At 58.2% G+C, this 20,770-nt stretch carries 18 protein-coding genes and 1 pseudogene; 4 read left to right on the top strand and 15 right to left on the bottom strand.

Features of this window, described 5'->3' with window-relative positions:
• Positions 1 to 76: 76 nt before the first annotated feature.
• On the bottom strand, positions 77 to 898 hold the full coding sequence (locus AC3WL2_RS19005) for a helix-turn-helix domain-containing protein (RefSeq protein WP_256582600.1): 822 nt from the start codon (positions 896 to 898) through the stop codon (positions 77 to 79).
• A 124-nt stretch (positions 899 to 1,022) separates the two neighbouring features.
• On the opposite strand from AC3WL2_RS19005, the gene AC3WL2_RS19000 reads away from it, so the two are divergent.
• Genes AC3WL2_RS19000 through AC3WL2_RS18985 form a run of 4 tightly spaced genes read left to right on the top strand, consistent with a single transcriptional unit; the run spans position 1,023 to position 3,473 of the window.
• The gene (locus AC3WL2_RS19000) at positions 1,023 to 1,337 is read left to right on the top strand and encodes a DUF2834 domain-containing protein (protein ID WP_102683706.1); all 315 of its coding nucleotides are present in this window, start codon (positions 1,023 to 1,025) and stop codon (positions 1,335 to 1,337) included.
• Positions 1,334 to 1,774: an MAPEG family protein gene (locus tag AC3WL2_RS18995; RefSeq protein WP_102683705.1), complete on the top strand. Its 441-nt coding sequence runs from the start codon at positions 1,334 to 1,336 to the stop codon at positions 1,772 to 1,774. The genes AC3WL2_RS19000 and AC3WL2_RS18995 overlap by 4 nt, the downstream gene beginning before the upstream one ends.
• Positions 1,775 to 1,823: 49 nt before the next feature.
• The gene (locus AC3WL2_RS18990; RefSeq protein ID WP_102683704.1) at positions 1,824 to 2,987 is read left to right on the top strand and encodes an AAA family ATPase; all 1,164 of its coding nucleotides are present in this window, start codon (positions 1,824 to 1,826) and stop codon (positions 2,985 to 2,987) included.
• 42 nt (positions 2,988 to 3,029) lie between these two features.
• Entirely contained in the window at positions 3,030 to 3,473 is a 444-nt protein-coding gene (locus tag AC3WL2_RS18985; RefSeq protein WP_102683703.1) for a hypothetical protein, read from the top strand.
• On the opposite strand, the gene AC3WL2_RS18980 is transcribed toward AC3WL2_RS18985, so the two are convergent.
• The 14 genes and pseudogenes from AC3WL2_RS18980 to AC3WL2_RS18915 all read right to left on the bottom strand — a co-directional run bounded on the left by AC3WL2_RS18980 (position 3,445) and on the right by AC3WL2_RS18915 (position 20,733).
• Entirely contained in the window at positions 3,445 to 3,918 is a 474-nt protein-coding gene (locus tag AC3WL2_RS18980; protein ID WP_102683702.1) for a hypothetical protein, read from the bottom strand. The genes AC3WL2_RS18985 and AC3WL2_RS18980 overlap by 29 nt on opposite strands.
• Before the next feature lie 237 nt (positions 3,919 to 4,155).
• Positions 4,156 to 4,596: pseudogene (locus tag AC3WL2_RS18975) on the bottom strand (GNAT family N-acetyltransferase); the annotation flags it as partial.
• Between the two features lie 95 nt (positions 4,597 to 4,691).
• Positions 4,692 to 4,961, bottom strand: a complete 270-nt coding sequence (locus AC3WL2_RS18970) for a DUF3077 domain-containing protein (protein WP_046854813.1) — start codon at positions 4,959 to 4,961, stop codon at positions 4,692 to 4,694.
• A gap of 154 nt (positions 4,962 to 5,115) precedes the next feature.
• Positions 5,116 to 5,361: a hypothetical protein gene (locus AC3WL2_RS18965; protein WP_102683700.1), complete on the bottom strand. Its 246-nt coding sequence runs from the start codon at positions 5,359 to 5,361 to the stop codon at positions 5,116 to 5,118.
• 439 nt (positions 5,362 to 5,800) lie between these two features.
• Positions 5,801 to 6,592: a hypothetical protein gene (locus AC3WL2_RS18960; RefSeq protein ID WP_146022609.1), complete on the bottom strand. Its 792-nt coding sequence runs from the start codon at positions 6,590 to 6,592 to the stop codon at positions 5,801 to 5,803.
• Positions 6,593 to 7,687: a hypothetical protein gene (locus tag AC3WL2_RS18955; protein WP_146022610.1), complete on the bottom strand. Its 1,095-nt coding sequence runs from the start codon at positions 7,685 to 7,687 to the stop codon at positions 6,593 to 6,595. It lies immediately after the preceding gene.
• Positions 7,680 to 9,893, bottom strand: coding sequence for a sensor histidine kinase (locus tag AC3WL2_RS18950; protein ID WP_102683699.1), 2,214 nt, complete (start codon positions 9,891 to 9,893; stop codon positions 7,680 to 7,682). Before AC3WL2_RS18950 ends, AC3WL2_RS18955 begins: the two co-directional genes overlap by 8 nt.
• 2 nt (positions 9,894 to 9,895) lie before the next feature.
• On the bottom strand, positions 9,896 to 11,440 hold the full coding sequence (locus tag AC3WL2_RS18945; protein ID WP_102683698.1) for an N-6 DNA methylase: 1,545 nt from the start codon (positions 11,438 to 11,440) through the stop codon (positions 9,896 to 9,898).
• A 323-nt stretch (positions 11,441 to 11,763) separates the two neighbouring features.
• Entirely contained in the window at positions 11,764 to 13,365 is a 1,602-nt protein-coding gene (locus tag AC3WL2_RS18940; RefSeq protein WP_102683697.1) for an ABC transporter ATP-binding protein, read from the bottom strand.
• Between the two features lies 1 nt (position 13,366).
• Positions 13,367 to 14,386 carry an ABC transporter permease gene (locus AC3WL2_RS18935; protein ID WP_102683696.1) on the bottom strand — a complete coding sequence of 340 codons (1,020 nt, stop codon included), beginning with the start codon at positions 14,384 to 14,386 and terminating at the stop codon, positions 13,367 to 13,369.
• Position 14,387: 1 nt separating this feature from the next.
• A complete protein-coding gene (locus tag AC3WL2_RS18930) occupies positions 14,388 to 15,461 on the bottom strand; it encodes a microcin C ABC transporter permease YejB (RefSeq protein WP_038706480.1) in 1,074 nt (357 codons plus the stop codon).
• A gap of 1 nt (position 15,462) precedes the next feature.
• Positions 15,463 to 17,295, bottom strand: coding sequence for an extracellular solute-binding protein (locus AC3WL2_RS18925; protein WP_102683695.1), 1,833 nt, complete (start codon positions 17,293 to 17,295; stop codon positions 15,463 to 15,465).
• Positions 17,292 to 19,124: an extracellular solute-binding protein gene (locus tag AC3WL2_RS18920; protein ID WP_207238354.1), complete on the bottom strand. Its 1,833-nt coding sequence runs from the start codon at positions 19,122 to 19,124 to the stop codon at positions 17,292 to 17,294. Before AC3WL2_RS18920 ends, AC3WL2_RS18925 begins: the two co-directional genes overlap by 4 nt.
• 178 nt (positions 19,125 to 19,302) lie before the next feature.
• Complete coding sequence (locus AC3WL2_RS18915; RefSeq protein ID WP_102683694.1) at positions 19,303 to 20,733, bottom strand: lytic transglycosylase domain-containing protein; 1,431 nt, start codon at positions 20,731 to 20,733, stop codon at positions 19,303 to 19,305.
• Between the last annotated feature and the right edge of the window lie 37 nt (positions 20,734 to 20,770).

Raw genomic sequence — 20,770 nt, 5'->3', positions numbered from 1 at the left:
CGGCCTGGACGCCAGCACTTGCTTGTCGAGAAGGTTGGCATTGAGGTTCATCGAGTCCTGACGCCGCGATTGTCACTCAAATCTCGGCGTTGCGGATCACTCGTTGATACGCCGCCGTCATGGCTTGCCATGTTTCGATGTCGGCGGGCACCAGGTGCTCGATACGCAGCGACGCCACCGTGATGTCCTGGGGCATGCCGAAGGTAGTGAAGGTGGACAGGAAGCGCAGCTCACCCTCGGCAGTGCGCACCCGGGTCAGCACCACTGGAGACATAGGCGTATCCGCCGCCAACGCGGGTGGCATGGGCAAGCCTTGCAGCAGTTTCACCAGGTCAGGGTTGCTCACCGCCTCCCTGGCCGCCCGTTGCCAGGCGATCGCCCGTATCTCGTCTGCATTGACCAGATGATCCCCCAGCCCGCCCGGGCGCAGCAGGGTGTCCAGCAGGTTGAGGCCCGAGGTGCTGCTGGTCGCTACGCCGGCCATTGCGAACAAAAGTCCGGCACTGGCATTGGCCGCCGTGATGTCCCAGTTGCTGGCGATGACGATGGCCGGTGCGGGGTTGTTGGCCTGCAGGATGTGCTCCACGGCGTCGTGCACCATCTTCATGGCCGGGGCGTCCGCTGCAGAGGCCATGTAGCGCGGTGCATAGCCAGCCGCGAGGAACACTTCGTTGCACTGATCGAGCGGTACCTGCAGCGCGCTGAGCAAAGCATGCAGGGTACTTGTGCTGGCCTTGGCGCGGCCGGTTTCCACGCAGCTCAGGTGGCGTTGCGAAACACCGGCGAGCAACGCCAGGTCGAGCTGGCTGAGCCCGGCCTGGCGCCGCAGGCGGCGCAGATGCGCGCCCGCGTCGGTAGCGGTGGGCGGGTGCGGGGTGTGGAAGGGAAGAGGGCTCATGCTGCGACTCTGGCTGTCCTTGGCTGAAGCGTCCATGACCTGTGAGGTCATTGCGGCGCAGGTGACTGTATCACTAGCGTGAGGCCAACTTCGCCCGCCAGATCGACAGGTATGGAATTCGACTATGAGAGCTCAATGGATCGCGCTGCCGGTGTTGCTGCTGTTTGCACTGTACACCGGCTGGACCATGATGATTGCGGAGCAATCGCTGATTACCTTTGGCCTGGAACTGATGTCCCGGTCAGACACCGCGCAGGTGGTTATCGACCTGTACGTGATGGCCGGGCTGGGCTGCGTGTGGATGGTCAGCGACCAGCGCAAGCGCGGCGGCTCTTTGCTTGGTGTCATGCCCTATCTGCTGCTGACGCTAGTGTTCGTCTGCATGGGGCCGCTGCTGTACATCGTGGTCAAGGGTGGCATGCCGAGGCACGGGCAATGAGCACCGCCCTGTTGGTTTATGCCTGCTGTGTGGTGGTGTTGTTCATCAAGATGCTGGCGATTTCCTGCTACCAGGGTTACTTCCGCCTGCGTTTCCTGGCCTTCACCAACGGCGAGGATGCGGCGGTGTTCAGACGCTCGGCTTGTCCCGCTGAACTGCCGCAGGTCACGCGCGCCGCGCAGGCTTGGCGCAATGACATGGAGAACATTCCGCTGTTCATGGCCTTGGCCGGGCTTGCGGTTGCGCTCGAGGCACCTGCAACCAGTATCGCGTGGCTGAGTGGCGTGTTCACCGTGGCGCGGGTGCTGCATACGGTGACCTACCTGGCGCGGCTCCAGCCCTGGCGGACGCTGAGCTATGGCGTGGGCGTGCTGTGCCTGATCGGCTTGGCCACGGTGCTCGTCATACGGATGTACTCAGCCGTGGCTTTACATTGAATTATTCCAGGCCAATAATTATTGCCATGGAATAATTGCGGATAAACCCATGGCTGACATCTTCCTGCGACCTGAACTGGCCGCCGACATGGCCCGGCAACTGCTCGAGCCGTCCGCGCTGGATATCGGCCTGCGTTCCGGGTTGTTCCTGTCTGGCCTGCGGCGCACCGGCAAGACCACCTTCCTCAGGAACGATCTGATCCCGGCGCTGGAGGCCAAGGGCGCGCTGGTGATCTACGTCGACCTGTGGAGCGACACCCAGACCAGCCCGGTGCATCTGGTGCTCGCCGCCGTGCGCAAGGCCCTGCGCGAGCTGCAGACGCCGGCGTCGTCGTTCATGCAGCGGCTCAGGGCCCTGCGCGGCGCCGAGGTGGAGCTGGCCGGGTTCAAGTTCGGCTTCAACCTCGACACCCTGGGCGAGGCGGGCGGCGTGACCTTGGCCCAGGCCCTGGGCGAGGTGGTCGACCAGGCCAAGGCCAATGTGGTGTTGATCGTCGACGAAGTGCAGCACGCCATCACCACCGAAGACGGGCAGCAGATGATGCTGGCGCTGAAGGCCGCGCGTGACGCCATCAACCCACGCCCAGCCCCGGCTGGGCATTTCCTGTTCATCGGCACCGGCTCGCACCGGGCGATGGTCAACGAGCTGACCGCCCGGCGTAACCAGGCCTTCGCCGGTGCCACCAACGTGGCCTATCCGGTACTGGGCGAGGACTATGTGGCGTTCTGGCTTGAACGGCTCGCAGCCGATGGCCTCGACAACCTGCCTTCGCTGGCGGTGGCGACCGAGGCGTTCCAGACGCTGGGCAGCCGCCCCGAAGAGTTCATCCGCGCCCTGCGCCAGTTGATTCATTCGCCCAGCCTGGCTTCTGGAGCGGATGTGGTGCTGCCGGTGATCGCTGCCACGCTGCGTTCGGCGGCGGCGGACCTGGAGCTGATGAAGGTCGAGGAGCTGGGCGTGCTCGCCCAGGCCATCTTCGCCCGCATCGCCTCGGTGGACGGCGAGACACGCGGGGTGTTCTCCGCCGAGGCGGCGGCGCAGTACTCGAAGGTCGTCGGGCGTGAGGTGCGGGTGGAGGAAGTTCAGCCCGTGGCCAATGACCTGCTGGCGGCCAATCTGATCATCCGCCGCGGGCATGGGTTGTATGGGGTGACGGATCCGTTCGTGCAGGAGATCTGGCGGGAGCGCCAGGCGATGTTGGGCAAGCGCTGAGTCGGCTGCGGTCGCCGATGCTCAAATGACAAGGATGTTGGTGTGAGCGATACCCCTTCGATATTCAAAAAACTGGCTGTACGGCTGCTGGGCTTGTGCGTGGTACTTCCCGTGTTGTTGGTTACGGGATACTGGGGCCTGTTCGCCGTGGTCTTGCTCCCAGGGATGATCTACAACGGTTTCGATGACCCTTGGGATTACCAACTGACCCGTATGGGGCTGGTCATCGTCACGGCGATGGGCTTGTGGGGCGTATACACAGGGCTACGGCTTTATCGGCACTTCCTGCAAAGCACGCGCCCACCAGCGTGGGCCCGCTCTGCCTGGGCGGGGTTGGCGTGCGGCACGGTGGCGAATCTGGCGATCCTCGCCTGGTTTCCGGAATCGTTGCTGTTCCTGGGGTGGCCTTTGATCGGCAGCGCGGCGTTTGCCTTGCTGTTGCTGCACAGCGCCAGGTTTAGCCCGCGCTACCGATGCAGCCCTTGATCAGCCGTTTGTGATCGGTCAGTGCCTGGTTGAAATCACTGAGCGCGAAGCTCACCGGCTTACTGTCTGGATACCAGTGCGTGGAAGCACCCACTTCCAGCCCGCCAGTGGCGCTGTTCCCGAACCGCCGCCAGTGTACGGTATCGCCGTCGATCACCTGTTCGGTCATCAGTGCGAAGCAGTCGAAGTTCATGTCGTCGCTGCACACCAGCAGCGGTACCAGGGTGGAGGTGCCATCCGCAGCCGGGATGATGCGCCGATTGGCCAGGGCGTCTTCTTCCTCGTCCAGCAACCACATCAAGGACAGGCCACTGCGTTCCAGATCAGGTTGGTCCAGGTGCTTGGCCAGCCAGATTTCGATGGGTACATCATCGATGGCCAGCCAGGCACAGGTACTGCGCGAACAGCTGGCTTGGTGGCAGAGGGCGGTGAGGCGGTGGTGCATGGGGCGTCCTTGAAGCGAGGTCCGGAGCCGTCGTAATACAGGAAACGCCTGACGATGCCAATGTCAGGTCTGGCTGATCGCGTCATGCCTGTCTTTGTAGGCAATCAGGTCGGGGAGCGTGATACCCCGCTCACCGTCGACGCAGGTATGAGGGATTGCCCCCTCGTCCAACTGCTTTGCCAGATACTCGCAAGAAACGTTGAGCGCGTGTGCCGCTTCCGAAATGGTCAGCGTGGACTTTTCCATGACAATGGTGCGCTCTACACCATGGAATTCATCACGAAGCTTCCGATACCCCAGCCGCGCGTAGAAGCCTTGGGCTGTGATGGACGAAGGAACGCGCAATGCGCTGACGCCAGTCCTGATCGCCGCTGTGTGGATAGCCTTCATCAGCTGCCTGCCGATACCTTCCCCATGATGGATCGGCGCGACAAACACTGTCCTTACAACCTCGCCATCGAGGCTCGCCGTCCCCAGCAGTTCGCTCTGGTTGAACGCCACGAACACCACCCGGCTATCGAGCAAGGCACTGACCGCCGTAGGTGAAAAACTCTGTTCTACCTGGGTGATCACCTCTGCCGGGTAATCCTGCGAGTTGGATTCGTGCAGCGCCGCGATCACGATGCGGCTGATGGCTTGTGCATCATCGCGCTGAGCGCGGCGGATATGACATTCCATGGACGTATCCCGAACTGATGTCCCCAAAGCCTAACCCGTGTCGAGCAGCCTTGTATTGCGAAAGGGCCGCAAAGCGGCCCTATGCACCTGTGACCTCAGTGCTTCATCCCCAACTCCGCATCATCCATCAGCGCCTTGGCCAGCGCGCTCAGGTAATACGATGCCCAGATCAGCTGAGGTTTTTCCTCCATGATCCCGGTGATGGTCAGGTCGCACACGCAGCCCATCAACTCCGAAGCCTGTTCCCGTGCGTGCTGACAAGGGATGCCGGGTTCGATGCAGAACAGCGGGTCGGTATGCCCTTCACCCTGGTAGAACCGAGTCTTGCCCACCGTGGTGTGGGGCGTGGTGTCGTCTGTGCTCATTGCTTAATCTCCCTGAAATGATCGGTGCCTGGGCGAGCTCTCACTGTTAGATCCGCTATCAGCTACACAGCATCTGCCGCGCAGCCACGCCGATCCCCTGTGGGAGCCGGCTTGCCGGCGATGAGGCCAGCCCAGGCAACCCATGGCTAACGGCCTAGTGCAGTGTGCGAGGCTCCACCTGCGGCATCTGCACCTGAATCAACGCTGATTCGAGCAGCACCCGCAGCGCCTCCATTTCATGCATCGCGGCCAGGACCAGAATCGACACGGGCGACTTGGGATGCAGCAGAACAGCCTGATGCGCCACGGTCTGCGCGCACAGGGCGTATTCCGTGGCCTGGATGATGGTGTCTTCGAGGGAGTGGTGGTTGTGGGGTGGATCGGGGACTATCTTCAGCATGGTTTTGTGCCCTTTGATGGGGCCGCTACCGGACTGCTGTCAAACAGGTAGGTGGCAGCTATGCATAGGTTGACAGACCGGCGGACACAAAAACCGGCGCACGCAAGCGTGCCCCATGCACAGCTGCCATAGAGGGCAAGCAGTGCAGGTGTCGCGTCGCAGCCTGTCAAAGCCGATCGCTGATTTGCAGCGACCTGCCGAGACTAGAGCGGTGGCAGAGCGATCGCAACGAAAAACTAGCAGATGCAGTATGTTTGGGAAATGGACTACAAAAAATGGGGTAAATCTGATTTTTAAACAAGAATCGGTCAACTAGCCGGTGAGATTGATTTAAACGGTAGATTTGCGTTTGTTGCAACGAGCAAAAGCCCGAATAGGCAGCTCCCGCCACTGCCCTTCATTAGTAAAGGTGAGATGTATTTTCAACTGAGTTTAGTTGTTAAATGAAAACAGGTCCGATCCAGCGCTCTCTAATATCTTGCCGGTTTAGGGCTTCAAAAAAAGGAGTCCAAAGGCGAGCTTGAGATTTTTGTATGATGAGCCGATAGCCTGGAAGACTTCTAAGTCTGGACCAAACCAATCCGTCATGTTGTCCAATAACATAGTCGATTGCTAATATGGGGCAGTGTGGCAAAAAGGGAATGCGCGGGCCAGGAGCTTGCATCAGACCTACCCAGCAATCATCTTGCTTTGCTGGGAGTGCATCGCCGGGAATGAAGTGAGCGTGAGATGCATAGGAATCTTGTGCATGCCCTCCTCTTTGGAAGTGAATGTAAGGGTGGGGCTCTATAGGGTCAGAGCTGTCCGGCTCATCTATTTTATCGGCATCAACATTGTTCTCGTGATTGGCTCCATCAAAATCGTGGCTGTCTACACGCCAATGATCTTGTAGTTGGACAATGCTGTGGCCTAAATCAAGAAAACCATCGACTTTGACTTGGAAGTCCGAGCGCTTTGGAATGGAGGTGTTCTTGAAGTCCTCTCCTAATGTAAATAGGAAGTTGATTTCAGCTTCCTCGGCACTACTTAGTCTTGGGAATAGTGCCTTTTTTCGTGGGGGTGGAATTAATATTCCATTGCCCTCTGTGCTAATGGTTCTATGATTTTCCCATGAGATTCGGAAGTAGTGTGTGAAACCGTAGAGAGCGCTGGCGGTTCTTTCGGTTTCAGGGATTTTATAGAGTTCTTCTGCAAGGCTTTCGATATCGCCTATAAAGTCATCCCACTCCATTTATGAGAACTTCCTTTTAAGTCTTTCTATGTCCTTTTTACTGATTCGGCGATCAGCCGAGTTCTGTACTGCAGATTTTAGTGACGCAAATAATGGGTCAACCCAAGTCGGCATGTCGACTCCGAGAGTGACTTTTACACCATTGTCTGCATCAATAGGGACATAAGCTCCACTCTCCTCCAGATTGAGGGCGCAGGCCCGCCACGGCTTTTCTCCAGGGCTCCCTTCGGGTAGAGTTAAAGATTTTATACCCTCTATATTAAGTTTAGTAGATAAGGCTTCGACTCTTTGTGCTGAAGTAAGGCTGATCAGTGCGTTGCGATTACTGATGGTGGCGTACCACCAATCTTCTAGTCCTCTTGCCCACCATCTTTTGAAATGGCCACCGCCAGCGCCTTTGTAATTGAATGAAAACGTATTAACAAGCTCGGCCCAAGAGCTTCCAGATGATTCAATGTCAATACCTAGGCGATAGGAAAGAACTTTCTCGTCAATTAAAAGCCCTGTGGGTAAAATAAAGCTCCGAATAAATGAGTTGGCGGCCACGTGAGGGGAAATAGCTGAGGCTATCCGATCAAGAAACGCAGGGTGTGCCCAGCGAGATAATGTGTTTTCATCAGAGCCCAATATGTTAGGTATTAACATCGGGAGGGAATCGTATTGTATGAGCTGCTCGTAAATCTCTCGGATAGCTAGCAGTCGCTGAACTATCCACTGGGGGTTTTTCATTTCGTGCTTTTGGATTTTTAGATCAAACAGATCGTCACTACTTGGATCGCCCCAAATCAGGTTTCTTACTTTCGGTTCTGCCGCAAAGCGTACGATAGGAAATTCGGGTACTAATCCAGCTTTCTGTTTGACTCTCAGGTCTTGGGCTATTCCTGGTCCTGTTCCCAACTCTCCGGCCTGAGCCGTGAGGTCGACATCAAGCAAGATACCTAACGGATTACAGCTTCCACTTAAAAGTAACTCTCTTGCTTGCGGTGGTGTCAAATATTCTATTTGCACCTCGCCAGTCAATGAAAGGTTGCTGGCGAAGGCGACGCCTTCCTCGGCGAGGTCGTCTACCAGATACCAATTTTCTTTATTATTCATCGGTTTCTCCTGGTAGTATTACTTCAATGCAAGTCGAATAGCCTTCTGGTGGATCAATTACTTCGACTGTTCCACCTGTATTCTCGACAATCTGCCGTACGATCCAAAGCCCTAAGCCTGTACCGCGAGCGTGCTCGGCATCCATAGCACCGCCAGCCGGGGACAGTCTTGTAGTGAAAAACGCATCGAAAACCTTATCTCTGTGCTCAGCAGGAATACCGTCACCGCTATCTGAGAATTTAAGGTAGACTTTGCTGCTTTCTTCGTCTACTCGTCCAGCTTCGATAAATATTTCTCTAGAGTTTTCAGAGCGTTTGAGAGCCTTCACTGCGTTGGTGTAGAAATTCAAAAGCATTGAGGCCAGCTCTGCCTCATGCATTGGAGCAGTGAACAAACCATCGTATGGTGGTACCTTTGTCTTGAAACTTACACTCATCGAGCTTGCTTGAAGCATAATTCCCTTTGAGAAGTCTTCTACAGCTTTGCTCAAGCTTAAAGGTGCCATACCCCGAGCTGATCTTGCTGAAGCCAAGGCATTTAGATAGGAGGTCAATGTGTCCAATCTTGCAAGCATGGCCTGCGCTCTTGATGCCTGTTCCAAAAAAGAGCTATTGGATTCGGAGTTTATTGCAACTTCAAAGACACGCTTGAAGTCTAATCGGAATGCATCGAACGTCATGCCAGTCTCGTGGCTGAACTCCGCAGTGGTCATTCCTAGGGTTGCCAAGAAGCGCAGCATGGCGGCTTCGTCAGCCATTTGCTCTTGTGCAGTAACTATGCTTTCTCTGACTGCTTCAAGATTTGATACCGCGTTGGCTGTTTCAATGGCGGCTTTCTGAAGGGTTGGGGAAGGCGACTCTTTGGAGATTTTTTCTACAATGCTATGCGCACTTCTGATTGCTTTTTCGACAGTTAAAAACTCATTATCTTGAATTTTTTTTAATACTGGTTTGTCACCGGCTCTAATTTTTTTTCCACGATCTTCGGCGATTTTTCGAGCAGTGGTTACTAATACTGAAGATAAAAGCTCTTTGAGCTCTGAGAAGGCAGGGTTCTCAATTAGGCCCTCTCGCGAAGTGTGCTCCTCGAACATTTCTCCATTTACGTCGCGTACTTCAGTTACGCCAAAGAAATTTCGGTTAGCGATAGGGAATAAGTACGAACGCCTTGTATATAATTCGTCAAGCCTCAGCCAATCATTGTCGGGTTCACCATATGGTACTACCCGGAATCCATTACGGTATAACCGTACGCCCCCGTATTGACTCAGCTCATCTCTGATTCGGGTAAAGACTAAGCTTGGAAGTAGACTTGCTTCAAGAATCACGTAATGACTCTTCATCCAAGTATTCTTTAGGTAAGTATATGCGGGTGGATTATCAGATTCGGGGCTTTTATGGTGGATCGGACGCCAATCAAAAGTTTCTCCAAAAATATTTTTGGATAGCTTCCAGAATGCATGGCCGTTGTTGTCTACTTTCAGCTCAACTGTCGCGGGTAGATAATTGAGGATCTCTGTCTCTATGTTTACTACGACGGCTTCATCGTTATATAGGTCGTGTCCGCGCAAGAATTCAACATGAAAACCTGGGTCTATTTCTTCATTGGTCCTCTTCAGCTGAACAACAGGTGCTACCGGAAAGGGTTGCTGTAGTGCTAAAACACCTCGCCAGCATCTCCGAATCTGCGACTCTGACCAATCATCACTAAGTCCTTCTATTCGTACTACAGTGCCAATAGTGTCGAGCGCTTTCTCTTCTAGTGTCACAGGGACTTGGTCAAGAGATATGCCTGGTAAAAACTTTGCCCAGTCTACGGTAAGGACATATCCTGTCTTTGCGCCAAGTTTTCTCGTGGAAAGGATGAGCTTTTCGCCTAATCGTTGAGTCGAGAATCGGCCAATACCTTTTCTGCCTGCGCGCTGACGCTTATATTTTTTCGAAAGAGGTGATTTTACTTTCAGGTCACTCGCTAACCGCAGAAAACCACCTACTATCTCTTCTTGAGACATACCCTCTCCATCATCCCGTATTTCTAGAGAGGCACCATCGATATTTAAATCAAAAATAACTTTTACATTGGTCGCGTCAGCGTCGTAACAGTTTTTAATAAGCTCAATTAGTGCTGTCTCTTGCTTGGCAACAAGCTCTCTGCCAAGCCTGTTGATGATTGCTGCGTCTGCGTGAAAAATATATTCTTCAGCCATTTTTATCCCTGGGAGCTGTTTTTGAGGCGCAATTGACGAAGTGTTTGGAGTTCGTCGTTGAGTTCCCTTTGTGCTCTAATCCATTTTGTTCCAAAGATTTTAGGCATGAAAAATTTATCTATTAAATTTCGCGCCTGTTCCTTCTGGTTCTTTCGCATTAAGCGATCTATTTCTTGATAGATTGCGATGTTGAATTCTATTCGGTTGCATAGCACTGGTAGTGAGCGTGCTTCTGATATTTCAAACTTTAATACTCCTCCGCCGTATGATCTGCCGATTTTTTCTGCGGCGACTTGTCCGAAGGTTGATAGTATCGACAGGGTTGTGGATAGTTTTAAGCTTTCTGTTATCCCTTCTTTGAAACGTAGACGATGAAGGGTGTTGGTGCAAATAACCCCCTTTTCCAATATGGCTATTCGGGGTGTGGCGTCATTCATATAAGTTAACACGCCATCGTACCCGTCATCTACCTGCACTCGCCACCAAGGATCTCTTTTTCTAAACCAAGAAACCGATTTTAATTCCTCTGAAGAGACACTGTCGAAGTGTGCGATTATTTCTGGTGTCAAGGTTTTTGGGTGGAGAAGCCACGTTTTCTCGCCGCTCTTTGCGAGTAACATTAAATCGTTTCGAGTTACTTTTGTGCCAATTGCATGGCGTGCTCGAGAAAGGGTTGGTATGAAATTGCTATGGTCAATTCCTGAGGTTTTTATTTCTTCTTGTGAGAAAAGGAAAAGCTTATTCCTTCCAGTAACAGCGCCTATGGATACTTTCGCTAGGTCGCCAAGTTGCATGCAGTGTGCAGAAATTCTCGTAAACTCATCTGAGTGTCGCTCTTTGCGAGCGGTTGGTATTCCATCATCGCTTATGAAGCCCGTTATATAGGCATCTGAATTCCCAGCTCCAAAGCCTTCGGCGAATATCACTGCACCACTTTCATCTGCATGGGTGCTCCATTTAGGTCGTTCCGTAAATGAATAGACCCCAACATTTGAAAATTTGGAGCAAATCCAGTTCAGGATTTTTTTACCGTGGTTAGTAAAAAATACTGAGCGAGGAACAATGTATGCCATCCTCCCCCCTGGCTTAAGAAAACTTAAGGAGTGGATGATAAATGAAGCCCAGATTCCTGCGCTAGGAGGTGCGTTAAACTCACTTCGAATTTTTGCTCTGACATCTTTTTCTAAAGAGTGGTTTCTAATAAATGGGGGGTTTGCGATGATGAAGTCGACTTTCTTTTGAGTAGATGCTGGCTGAGTTAGGAAATCACCCAGCTTCACGTTTATATCGCGATAATCTAATTGGCATATGGATTCTATAGCATATGGGTCTATGTCAAAGGCATAGACACTTAGGCGTGGTTCGGTAAATATTTCACCAGCCCTTTGCATTACGGCTTTTATAAGGGCTCCAGAACCAGCGCTTGGCTCTAAAATTACATCACTAGCAGATCGGACTCCCCAGCGGGCCAACACTTCGGCAATTGATTGAGGTGTATAGAAAGCGCCGAGATGCTTAGTGCGAGCCAGCCCCACAAAGTTATTCAAACTGAAACCCTTTGATAGTTTTTCTCTATCATGTTAAATCGTGTGATTGACGTGTTGAATAGTTTGCTTCTAGGATACATTGTGTGAGGGAGCTTAGCCCCAACATTTTTCTCCATCGTTTAATCTCAGTTGAAAGCATCTTACGAATGCGTCTGCGCTATGTACGCTTTAGCTCACTGCTAGCCCTTCTTGGCGTTCACCCGGTGTGTAAAGCTTGCAGTGAGTTGATCAGGGAGGTGGAATTTTCTATGTGCGTGGATGCTTCGGTGGGTCGACAGTAATCACGGCAGCGGGTCCGGCGCCAAAAAAATGGCCCCTCCGTCTCAAGACATTGCTAGAAACGCCGCCTCCAACAACTGCCTTGTATACCCATGCTGCGGCTCATGAAATATAGCCCCCGCCTCACCCTGTTCCACCACTTGCCCATGCTTGATCACCATCAACTGATGACTCAACGCCTTGACCACCGCCAGGTCATGACTGATGAACAGATAAGTCAGGTTGTACTTAACCTGCAAATTCCGCAGCAGCTCAACCACCTGCCGCTGCACCGTCCGATCCAGCGCCGAGGTCGGCTCATCCAGCAGAATCAGCGCCGGCTTCAACACCAACGCCCGCGCAATCGCAATCCGCTGCCGCTGCCCGCCGGAAAACTCATGGGGATACCGATGCCGCGTCCGCGGATCCAGCCCCACTTCCTCCAACGCCGCGATAATCGCCGCTTCCTGCTCAGCCGGCGTGCCGATCTTGTGAATCCGTAACCCCTCGCCAACGATATCCGCCACGCACATGCGCGGGCTCAGGCTGCCAAAGGGGTCCTGGAACACCACCTGCATCTCCCGCCGCAGCGGCCGCACTTCCTTCTGGTTCAGCCCCTCAAGATTCTGCCCATGGAAACGAATCCCACCCTGGCTGGAAATCAACCGCAAGATGGCCAGCCCCAAGGTGGACTTGCCCGAGCCACTCTCGCCAACGATGCCCAGCGTCTGCCCCTGGGGCAGGCTGAAGTTCACCCCGTCCACGGCCTTCACATGGTCCACGGTACGGCGCAGCAGCCCCTTCTTGATCGGGAACCACACCTTCAAGTCCTTTACCTCCAGCAACGGCGCGCCTTCGGCATTCGCCGCCGGTGCCCCGCTGGGCTCGGCGTTGATCAGCATCTGCGTATACGGATGCTGCGGCCTGCTGAACAGCGTGGCGCAATCGGCCTGCTCGACGATCTTGCCGCACTGCATCACGCACACGCGGTGGGCGATGCGGCGCACCAGATTGAGGTCGTGGCTGATCAGCAGCAGGGCCATGCCGAGGCGCGCCTGCAACGACTTGAGCAGGTCGAGGATCTTCAACTGCACGGTCACGTCGAGCGCCGTGGTGGGCTCGTCGGCGATCAGCAGTTCGGGTTCGTTGGCCAGGGCCATGGCGATCATCACCCGCTGGCGCTGGCCACCGGACAGCTCATGGGGCAAGGCTTTCAGGCGCTTCTGCGGCTCGGGAATGCCGACCAGCTCCAGCAGCTCCAGGGTGCGGGCCGTGGCGGCCTTGCCGGTGAGGCCCTTGTGCAGCAAGAGGATCTCGTTGATCTGCTTCTCGATGCTGTGCAGCGGATTCAGCGAGGTCATCGGCTCCTGGAAGATCATCGCGATGCGATTGCCGCGAATGCGCTGCATGGGCTTTTCGCCCAGGTGCAGCAGGTCCTTGCCTTCGTAATGGATGGTGCCAGAAGGATGCCGCGCCAGCGGGTAGGGCAGCAGGCGCAGGATCGAGTGGGCGGTCACCGACTTGCCCGAGCCGCTTTCGCCGACCAGGGCCAGGGTCTCGCCCTTGCGGATGTCGAAGCTGATGCCGTCGACCACGCGGTTGACCTGCTCGCCAGTGACGAACTCCACCGCCAGGTCGCGGACTTCGATCAGGGTGTCTTGGCTCATGTCATTTCCTCGGGTCGAAGGCGTCGCGGGCGGATTCGCCGATGAATACCAGCAGGCTCAGCATCACCGCCAGCACGGCGAAGGCGCTGATGCCCAGCCACGGGGCTTGCAGGTTGGACTTGCCCTGGGCCACCAGCTCGCCCAGCGAGGGGGAGCCGGCGGGCAGGCCGAAGCCGAGGAAGTCCAGGGCGGTGAGGGTGCCGATGGCGCCAGTGAGGATGAACGGCATGAAGGTCATGGTCGAGATCATCGCGTTGGGCAGGATATGCCGGTACATGATCGCGCCGTTGCGCATGCCCAGGGCGCGGGCGGCGCGCACGTATTCCAGGTTGCGCCCGCGCAGGAACTCGGCGCGCACCACGTCCACCAGGCTCATCCACGAGAACAGCAGCATGATGCCCAGCAACCACCAGAAGTTGGGCTGCACGAAACTGGCGAGGATGATCAGCAGGTACAGCACCGGCAGGCCGGACCAGATCTCCAGGAAGCGCTGGCCGGCGAGGTCCACCCAGCCGCCATAGAAGCCCTGCAGGGCGCCGGCGATCACGCCGATGATCGAGCTGGCGATGGTCAGCGTCAGGGCGAACAGCACCGAGATGCGGAAGCCGTAGATCACCCGGGCCAGCACATCGCGGCCCTGGTCGTCGGTGCCCAGCAGGTTGTCGGTGGAGGGCGGCGCGGGGGCAGGCACTTTCAGGTCGTAGTTGATGCTCTGGTAGCTGTAGGGGATCGGCGCCCACAGCACGAAGGCGTCTTTCTTGGCCAGCAACTCGCGGATATACGGGCTCTTGTAGTTGGCCTCCAGCGGGAACTCGCCGCCGAAGGTGGTCTCCGGGTAGCGCTTGAAGGCCGGGAAGTACCATTCGCCGTCGTAGCGCACGGCGATGGGCTTGTCGTTGGCGATGAACTCGGCGCCCAGGCTGAGCACGAACAGCACCAGGAAGATCCACAGCGACCACCAGCCGCGGCGGTTGGCCTTGAAGCGCTCGAAGCGCCGGCGATTGAGGGGGGAGAGGGCCATGTCAGTGCTCCCGGCTGGCGAAGTCGATGCGCGGATCGACCAGGGTGTAGGTGAGGTCGCCGATCAGCTTCACCACCAGACCGAGCAGGGTGAAGATGAACAAGGTGCCGAACACCACCGGGTAGTCGCGGTTGATCGCCGCTTCGAAACTCATCAGGCCCAGGCCGTCGAGGCTGAAGATCACCTCGATCAGCAGCGACCCTGTGAAGAAGATACCGATGAACGCCGAGGGGAAGCCGGCGATCACCAGCAGCATGGCGTTGCGGAACACATGGCCGTAGAGCACGCGGGTGCGGCTCAGGCCCTTGGCCTTGGCGGTGACCACGTACTGCTTGTTGATCTCGTCGAGGAAGCTGTTCTTGGTCAGCAGGGTCATGGTGGCGAAGTTGCCGATCACCAGCGCGGTGATCGGCAGCACCAGGTGCCAGAAGTAGTCGAGCACCTTGCCGGTGGTGCTCAGCTCGTCGAAGTTGTTGGAGGTGAGCCCGCGTAGCGGGAACCAGTCGAAATAGCTGCCGCCGGCGAACAGCACGATCAGCAGGATGGCGAACAGGAACGCCGGAATGGCGTAGCCGACGATGATCGCCGAGCTGGTCCAGACGTCGAAGTGGCTGCCGTGGCGCACGGCCTTGGCGATCCCCAGCGGGATCGACACCAGGTACATGATCAGCGTGCTCCATAGCCCGAGGGAAATGGACACGGGCATCTTCTCGGCGATCAGGTCGATGACCTTGGCGTCGCGGAAGAAGCTGTTGCCGAAGTCCAGCTGGGCATAGTTCTTGACCATGATCCACAGCCGCTCGGGCGCGGATTTGTCGAAGCCGTACATGCGCTCGATCTCGGCGATCAGCGCCGGGTCCAGGCCTTGCGCGCCACGGTAGTTGGAGCCGGCCACCGAGACTTCGGCGCCGCCGCCGGCGATGCGGCTGGTGGCGCCGTCGAAGCCTTCGAGCTTGGCGATCATCTGCTCCACCGGGCCGCCGGGAGCGGCCTGGACGATGATGAAGTTGATGATGAGGATGCCGAACAGGGTGGGGATGATCAGCAGCAGGCGCCGCAGGATATAAGCCAGCATGTCAGTTGGCCTCATCCGGAACGGTGGCTTCGCTTACCGCGGGCGTGACGTCGGGCTTGATCCACCAGGTGTCGATACCGATGTCGTACTTGGGCGATACGGCGGGGTGGCCGATATGGTTCCAGTAGGCCACGCGCCAGGTCTTGATGTGCCAGTTGGGGATCACGTAGTAACCCCATTGCAGTACACGGTCCAGGGCGCGGCAGTGCTCGATCAGGCTCTGCCGGGAGTCGGCATTGATCAACTGCTCCACCAGCTGGTCGATGGCAGGGTCGCGCAGGCCGATGAAATTGCGGCTGCCGGGGTTGTCGGCGGCGGCGCTGTTCCAGTACTCGCGCTGCTCGTTGCCGGGCGAGTTGGATTGTGCGAAGCCGCCGACGATCATGTCGTAGTCACGCGAGCGCAGGCGGGTGATGTACTGCGACACGTCCACGCGGCGGATCTCGAGGTTGATGCCAAGGTCCGCGAGGTTGCGCTTGAACGGCAGCAGCACGCGCTCGAACTGGGTCTGGGCCAGAAGGAACTCGATGGTCATCGGCTTGCCGTCTTTATCGACCATCTTGTCGTCGACGACCTTCCAGCCGGCCTCCTGCAGCAGCTTGTAGGCCTGGCGCTGCTGGTCGCGGATCATGCCGCTGCCGTCGGTGACCGGGTTGTGAAAGGCGCCGTTGAATACTTCGGCCGGCACCTTGCCGCGCAGCGGCTCGAGGATCTTCAGCTCGGCGGGGCTGGGCAGGCCGCTGGCGGCCATTTCGGAGTTCTCGAAGTAGCTGCCAGTGCGGGTGTAGGCGCCATTGAACAGCTGCTTGTTGGTCCATTCGAAGTCCAGCAGCAGGCTGATGGCGTGGCGCACGCGGATGTCCTGAAACATCGGCTTGCGCAGGTTGAAGATGAAGCCCTGCATGCCGACGGGGTTGCCGTTGGGCAGTTCTTCCTTGATCAGCCGGCCGTCGCGCACGGCGGGCACGTCGTAGGCGGTGGCCCAGTTCTTCGCACTCACCTCTAGGCCATAGTCGAACTGGCCGGCCTTGAGGGCTTCGAGGGCGACGGTGTTGTCGCGGTAGGAGTCGAAGGTCATCACGTCGAAATTGTAGAAGCCGCGGTTGATCGGCAGGTCCTTGGCCCAGTAGTCCTTGACCCGCTCGTAACGGATCGAGCGGCCGGCCTTCACCTCGGCGACCTTGTACGGGCCGCTGCCGAGCGGGATCTCCAGGTTGCCGCGGTCGAAGTCGCGGCCTTGGTACCAGTGCTTGGGCAGCACCGGCAACTGGCCGAGAATCAGCGGCAGCTCGCGGTTGTTGTTGTGCTTGAACTTGAACAGCACCGTGAGCGGCGCTTCGGCGACCACTTCGGCGACGTCGGCGTAGTACTGGCGGTACAGCGGCGCGCCGTCCTTGATCAGGGCATTGAAGGTGAATACCACGTCTTCGGCGCGCATCGGGTGGCCGTCGTGGAAGCGTGCTTCGGGGCGCAGGTAGAAGCGCACCCAGCTGTTGTCGGGGGCCTTTTCGATCTTGCCGGCCACCAGGCCATACTCGGTGAAGGGCTCGTCCAGGCTCTGGCGCATCAGCGTGTCGTAGATGGCGCCGACGTTGTCGGCGGGCACGCCCTTGTTGATGAACGGGTTGAGGCTGTCGAAGCCGCCGAAGCTGGACTGGCGGAAGGTGCCGCCCTTCGGTGCGTCGGGGTTGACGTACTCGAAGTGCTTGAAGCTGGCCGGGTATTTCGGCGCCTCGTCGTACAGGGTCAGGGCGTGTTGCGGGGCGGCCACGGCCGGGAGCGTGAGGCAGGCCAGCAGCAGGCTGGCGGCCAGGCGGCGCAGGGTCGGCGTCATTTGGCTTTCTCCGAAGTCTTCTTGATCCACCAGCTGTTCAGCCCGAGGGTGTAGGGCGGCGTGGTGACGAAGGCGAACCGGTTGCGGTAGGCCAGGCGGTGATTGTCGAGGTACCAGTTGGGGATCATGTAGTACTGCCATGAGAGCACGCGGTCCAGGGCGCGCGCGGTGGCGATCTGGTCATCGCGGCTGCGGGCGGCGAGCAAGGTGTCGAGCAGGTGATCGACCACCGGGTCCTTCACGCCAGCATAGTTCTTGCTGCCCTTGGTGGCGGCCTGGCTTGAGTGGAAATACAGCCACTGCTCGAGGCCCGGGCTCAGGGTCTGGTTCAGGGTCATCAGGATCATGTCGAAATCGAACTGGTCGAGCCGTTGTTTGTACTGGGCGCGGTCCACGGTGCGCAAGCGCGCATCGATGCCGATGCTGGCCAGATTTTCGACATAAGGTTGCAGGATACGTTCGAGGTTGGGGTTCACCAGCAGCAGCTCCAGCCTGAACGGTTGGCCTTTGCTGTCGACCAGGCGCTGGCCGTTGAGCTTCCAGCCGGCCTGGGCGAACAGGGCCAGGGCCTGGCGCAGGGCGGGGCGGCTGATGCCGCTGCCGTCGGTGTGGCTGACCTGGTAGGGCTCGGTGAACAGCTTGTCCGGCAACTGGTCGCGGAATGGCTTGAGCAGCAGCCATTCCTTGCCGGTGGGCAGGCCGCTGGCGGTGAAGTCGCTGTTCGGGTAATAGCTGGTCGAGCGGCGGTAGGCGCTGCTGAACAGGGCGCGGTTGGTCCACTCGAAGTCGAGCATCAGGCCTAGCGCCTGGCGCACCCGTGGGTCGCTGAACGCGGCGCGGCGACTGTTCATGAACAGGCCTTGGGTTTGCGTGGGGATCTTGTGCGGGATCTGCGCCTTGATCACCTCGCCACGGCGTACGGCGGGGAAGTTGTAGCCGTTGGCCCAGTTCTTCGCCTGGTGCTCGATGTAGATGTCGAATTCACCGGCCTTGAACGCTTCGAAGGCCACGGTGGCGTCGCGGTAGAACTCGTATTCGACGCGCTTGAAGTTGTATTTGCCGCGGTTAACCGCCAGGTCCTTGCCCCAGTAGTTCTTCACCCGTTCGAACACCAGGCGCCGGCCCGGCTGCACCTCGGTGATGCGGTACGGGCCGCTACCCAGTGGTGGTTCGAAGGTGGTGGCCTTGAAGTCGCGCTTGGCCCAGTAGTGCTTGGGCAGCACCGGCATCTCACCCAGGCGCAGGATCAGCAGCGGGTTGCCAGCGCGCTTGAACACGAAGCGGATGCGCAGCGGGCCGAGGATATCGACCCGGGCCACTTCCTGCAGGTTGGTGCGGTAGATCGGGTGGCCGTCCTTAAGCAGCGTGCGGTAGGAAAACGCCACGTCCTGCGCGGTGATCGGCACGCCATCGTGGAAGCGCGCCTCGGGGCGCAGGTTGAACACCACCCAGCTGCGGTCCTCGCTGTACTCGACCGAGCGGGCGATCAGGCCGTAGCTGGAGGTGGGTTCGTCGCCGGACGGGTCGTACATGCCGGTGCCGACCATCAGCGGCTCGTTCAGCTCGCTGATGCCGTACTGCAGGAAGTTGGGCGTAGTGACCGGGCTCGAGCCCTTGAAGGTGTAAGGGTTGAGCGTGTCGAAGGTGCCGAAGGCCATAGCCCGCAACGTGCCGCCTTTGGGGGCTTGCGGGTTGACCCAGTCAAAGTGGGTAAAGCTGGCCGGGTACTTGAGCGTGCCGAACTGCGCGTATCCGTGGCTTTCGCTCACCATCGCGACGGCGGGGAAGCTCAAGGCCAGGCTGAGTGACAGCAGGAGGGGACGTATCAAGTCGGCATCCGATCCAGAGGGCGTTGGGCTTGGTTCGGGGTACAGTAACAGCTTGTCTGGAATGGAAAAAGGGTAGGGCGCGGGGCTTTGCTTCAGCCTTCAAAGCATCGTGGGGGCAGCCCCCCTCCCACGCCGATCGTGACTGGCGTGGGAGGGGGCTGGCCCCGCTATCGAGGTATCAGCGCGCGAGGTAGACGGTCAGGGTCTGGCCTGGCTTGAGCGCATGCCCGGTACGTGGGTTCCAGCGCTTGAGGTGCTTCATCTCGACGTTGAAGCGCTTGGCCACCAGGTAGTACGAGTCGCCCTTACGCACCTTGTACTGGGTGGAGCGTTGCTTGGAGTCGGCCACGCGGTTGGCTGCCGCGCTCGGCGCGCTGCCGCCACGCAGGGCCAGGACCTGGCCGACCTTGAGGCTGTTGCCGCGGATGCGGTTCCAGCTTTGCAATTGCTTGACCGACACCCGGTTGGCCTTGGCGATGCTGCCCAGGTTGTCGCCACGCTTGACCCGGTAGCTGCGCGCCGCGGGTGCCTTGGCCTCGGCCAGGGCGGCCTGGAACACGGCCTTGTTCGGTTGCAAGCTGACCAGTTCCTCGGGCTTGAGGTTGGACATGCGGTCGCTGAGCAGTTGCGCCTTGGCGGTCGGCACCAGCAGTTGTTGTGGGCCGTCCACGGTCATGCGCTTCTTGAAGGCAGGGTTGAGCTGGATCAGTTCGTCTTCGTCGATGTCGGCGAAGGCGGCCACGCGGGACAGGTCGAGGCGGTCGTTGATGGCGACGGCTTCGAAGTACGGCTCGTTGGCGATCGGGTTCAGGTTGACCCCGTAGGCGGCCGGGGTGTTGACCACCTGCGACAGGGCCAGCAGCTTGGGCACGTAGTCGCGGGTTTCCTGCGGCAGCGGCAGGTTCCAGTAGTCGGTCGGCAGGCCCAGGCGCTCGTTGCGCTCGATGGCGCGGCTGACCGTGCCTTCACCGGCGTTGTAGGCCGCCAGGGCCAGCAGCCAGTCGCCGTTGAACATGTCGTGCAGGCGGTTCAGGTAGTCCAGCGCGGCGTTGGTCGAGGCGGTGACGTCGCGACGGCCATCGTAGAAGTTGGTCTGGCGCAGGTTGAAGTGGCGCCCGGTGGACGGGATGAACTGCCACATGCCGGCGGCGTGCGCGCGGGAGTAGGCCATCGGGTTGTAGGCGCTCTCGATGGCCGGCAGCAGGGCCAGCTCCAGCGGCATGTCGCGTTCTTCGAGGCGCTCGACGATGTAGTGCAGGTAGAGGCTGCCGCGCTCGCCGGCGTTCTCGAGGAACGACGGGTTGCTGGCGAACCACAGGCGCTGCTGTTCGATGCGCGGGTTGACGTCCATGCCGTCCTGCAGGGCAAAGCCCTGGCGCATGCGCTCCCAGACGTCCTGCGGCGGTGCCTGCTCCTTGGGCTTGACCACCAGCGGCGCCGGCTTGTGCTTGATCCGCGCCTGGTAGTTGTGCGCGCGAACGCTGTCGGCTTCGTCGAGCTGACGGGTGCTCTGGCAGCCGACCAGGGTGGCGGCCAGCGCCAGTGCACTGATCTGGGCCAGTCGCGTCAGGGCGACCGAGTGAGAGGTTCTGCGGCTACGGGAAGACATCGGCTGGGACGGTTATCCGGGCGAAAAAGTTGGGCGA

It is taken from the genome of Pseudomonas sp. FW305-96, assembly GCF_058783825.1.
Note: the sequence above shows the minus strand (reverse complement) of the source record. Positions and strands in the feature narration are given on the sequence as shown.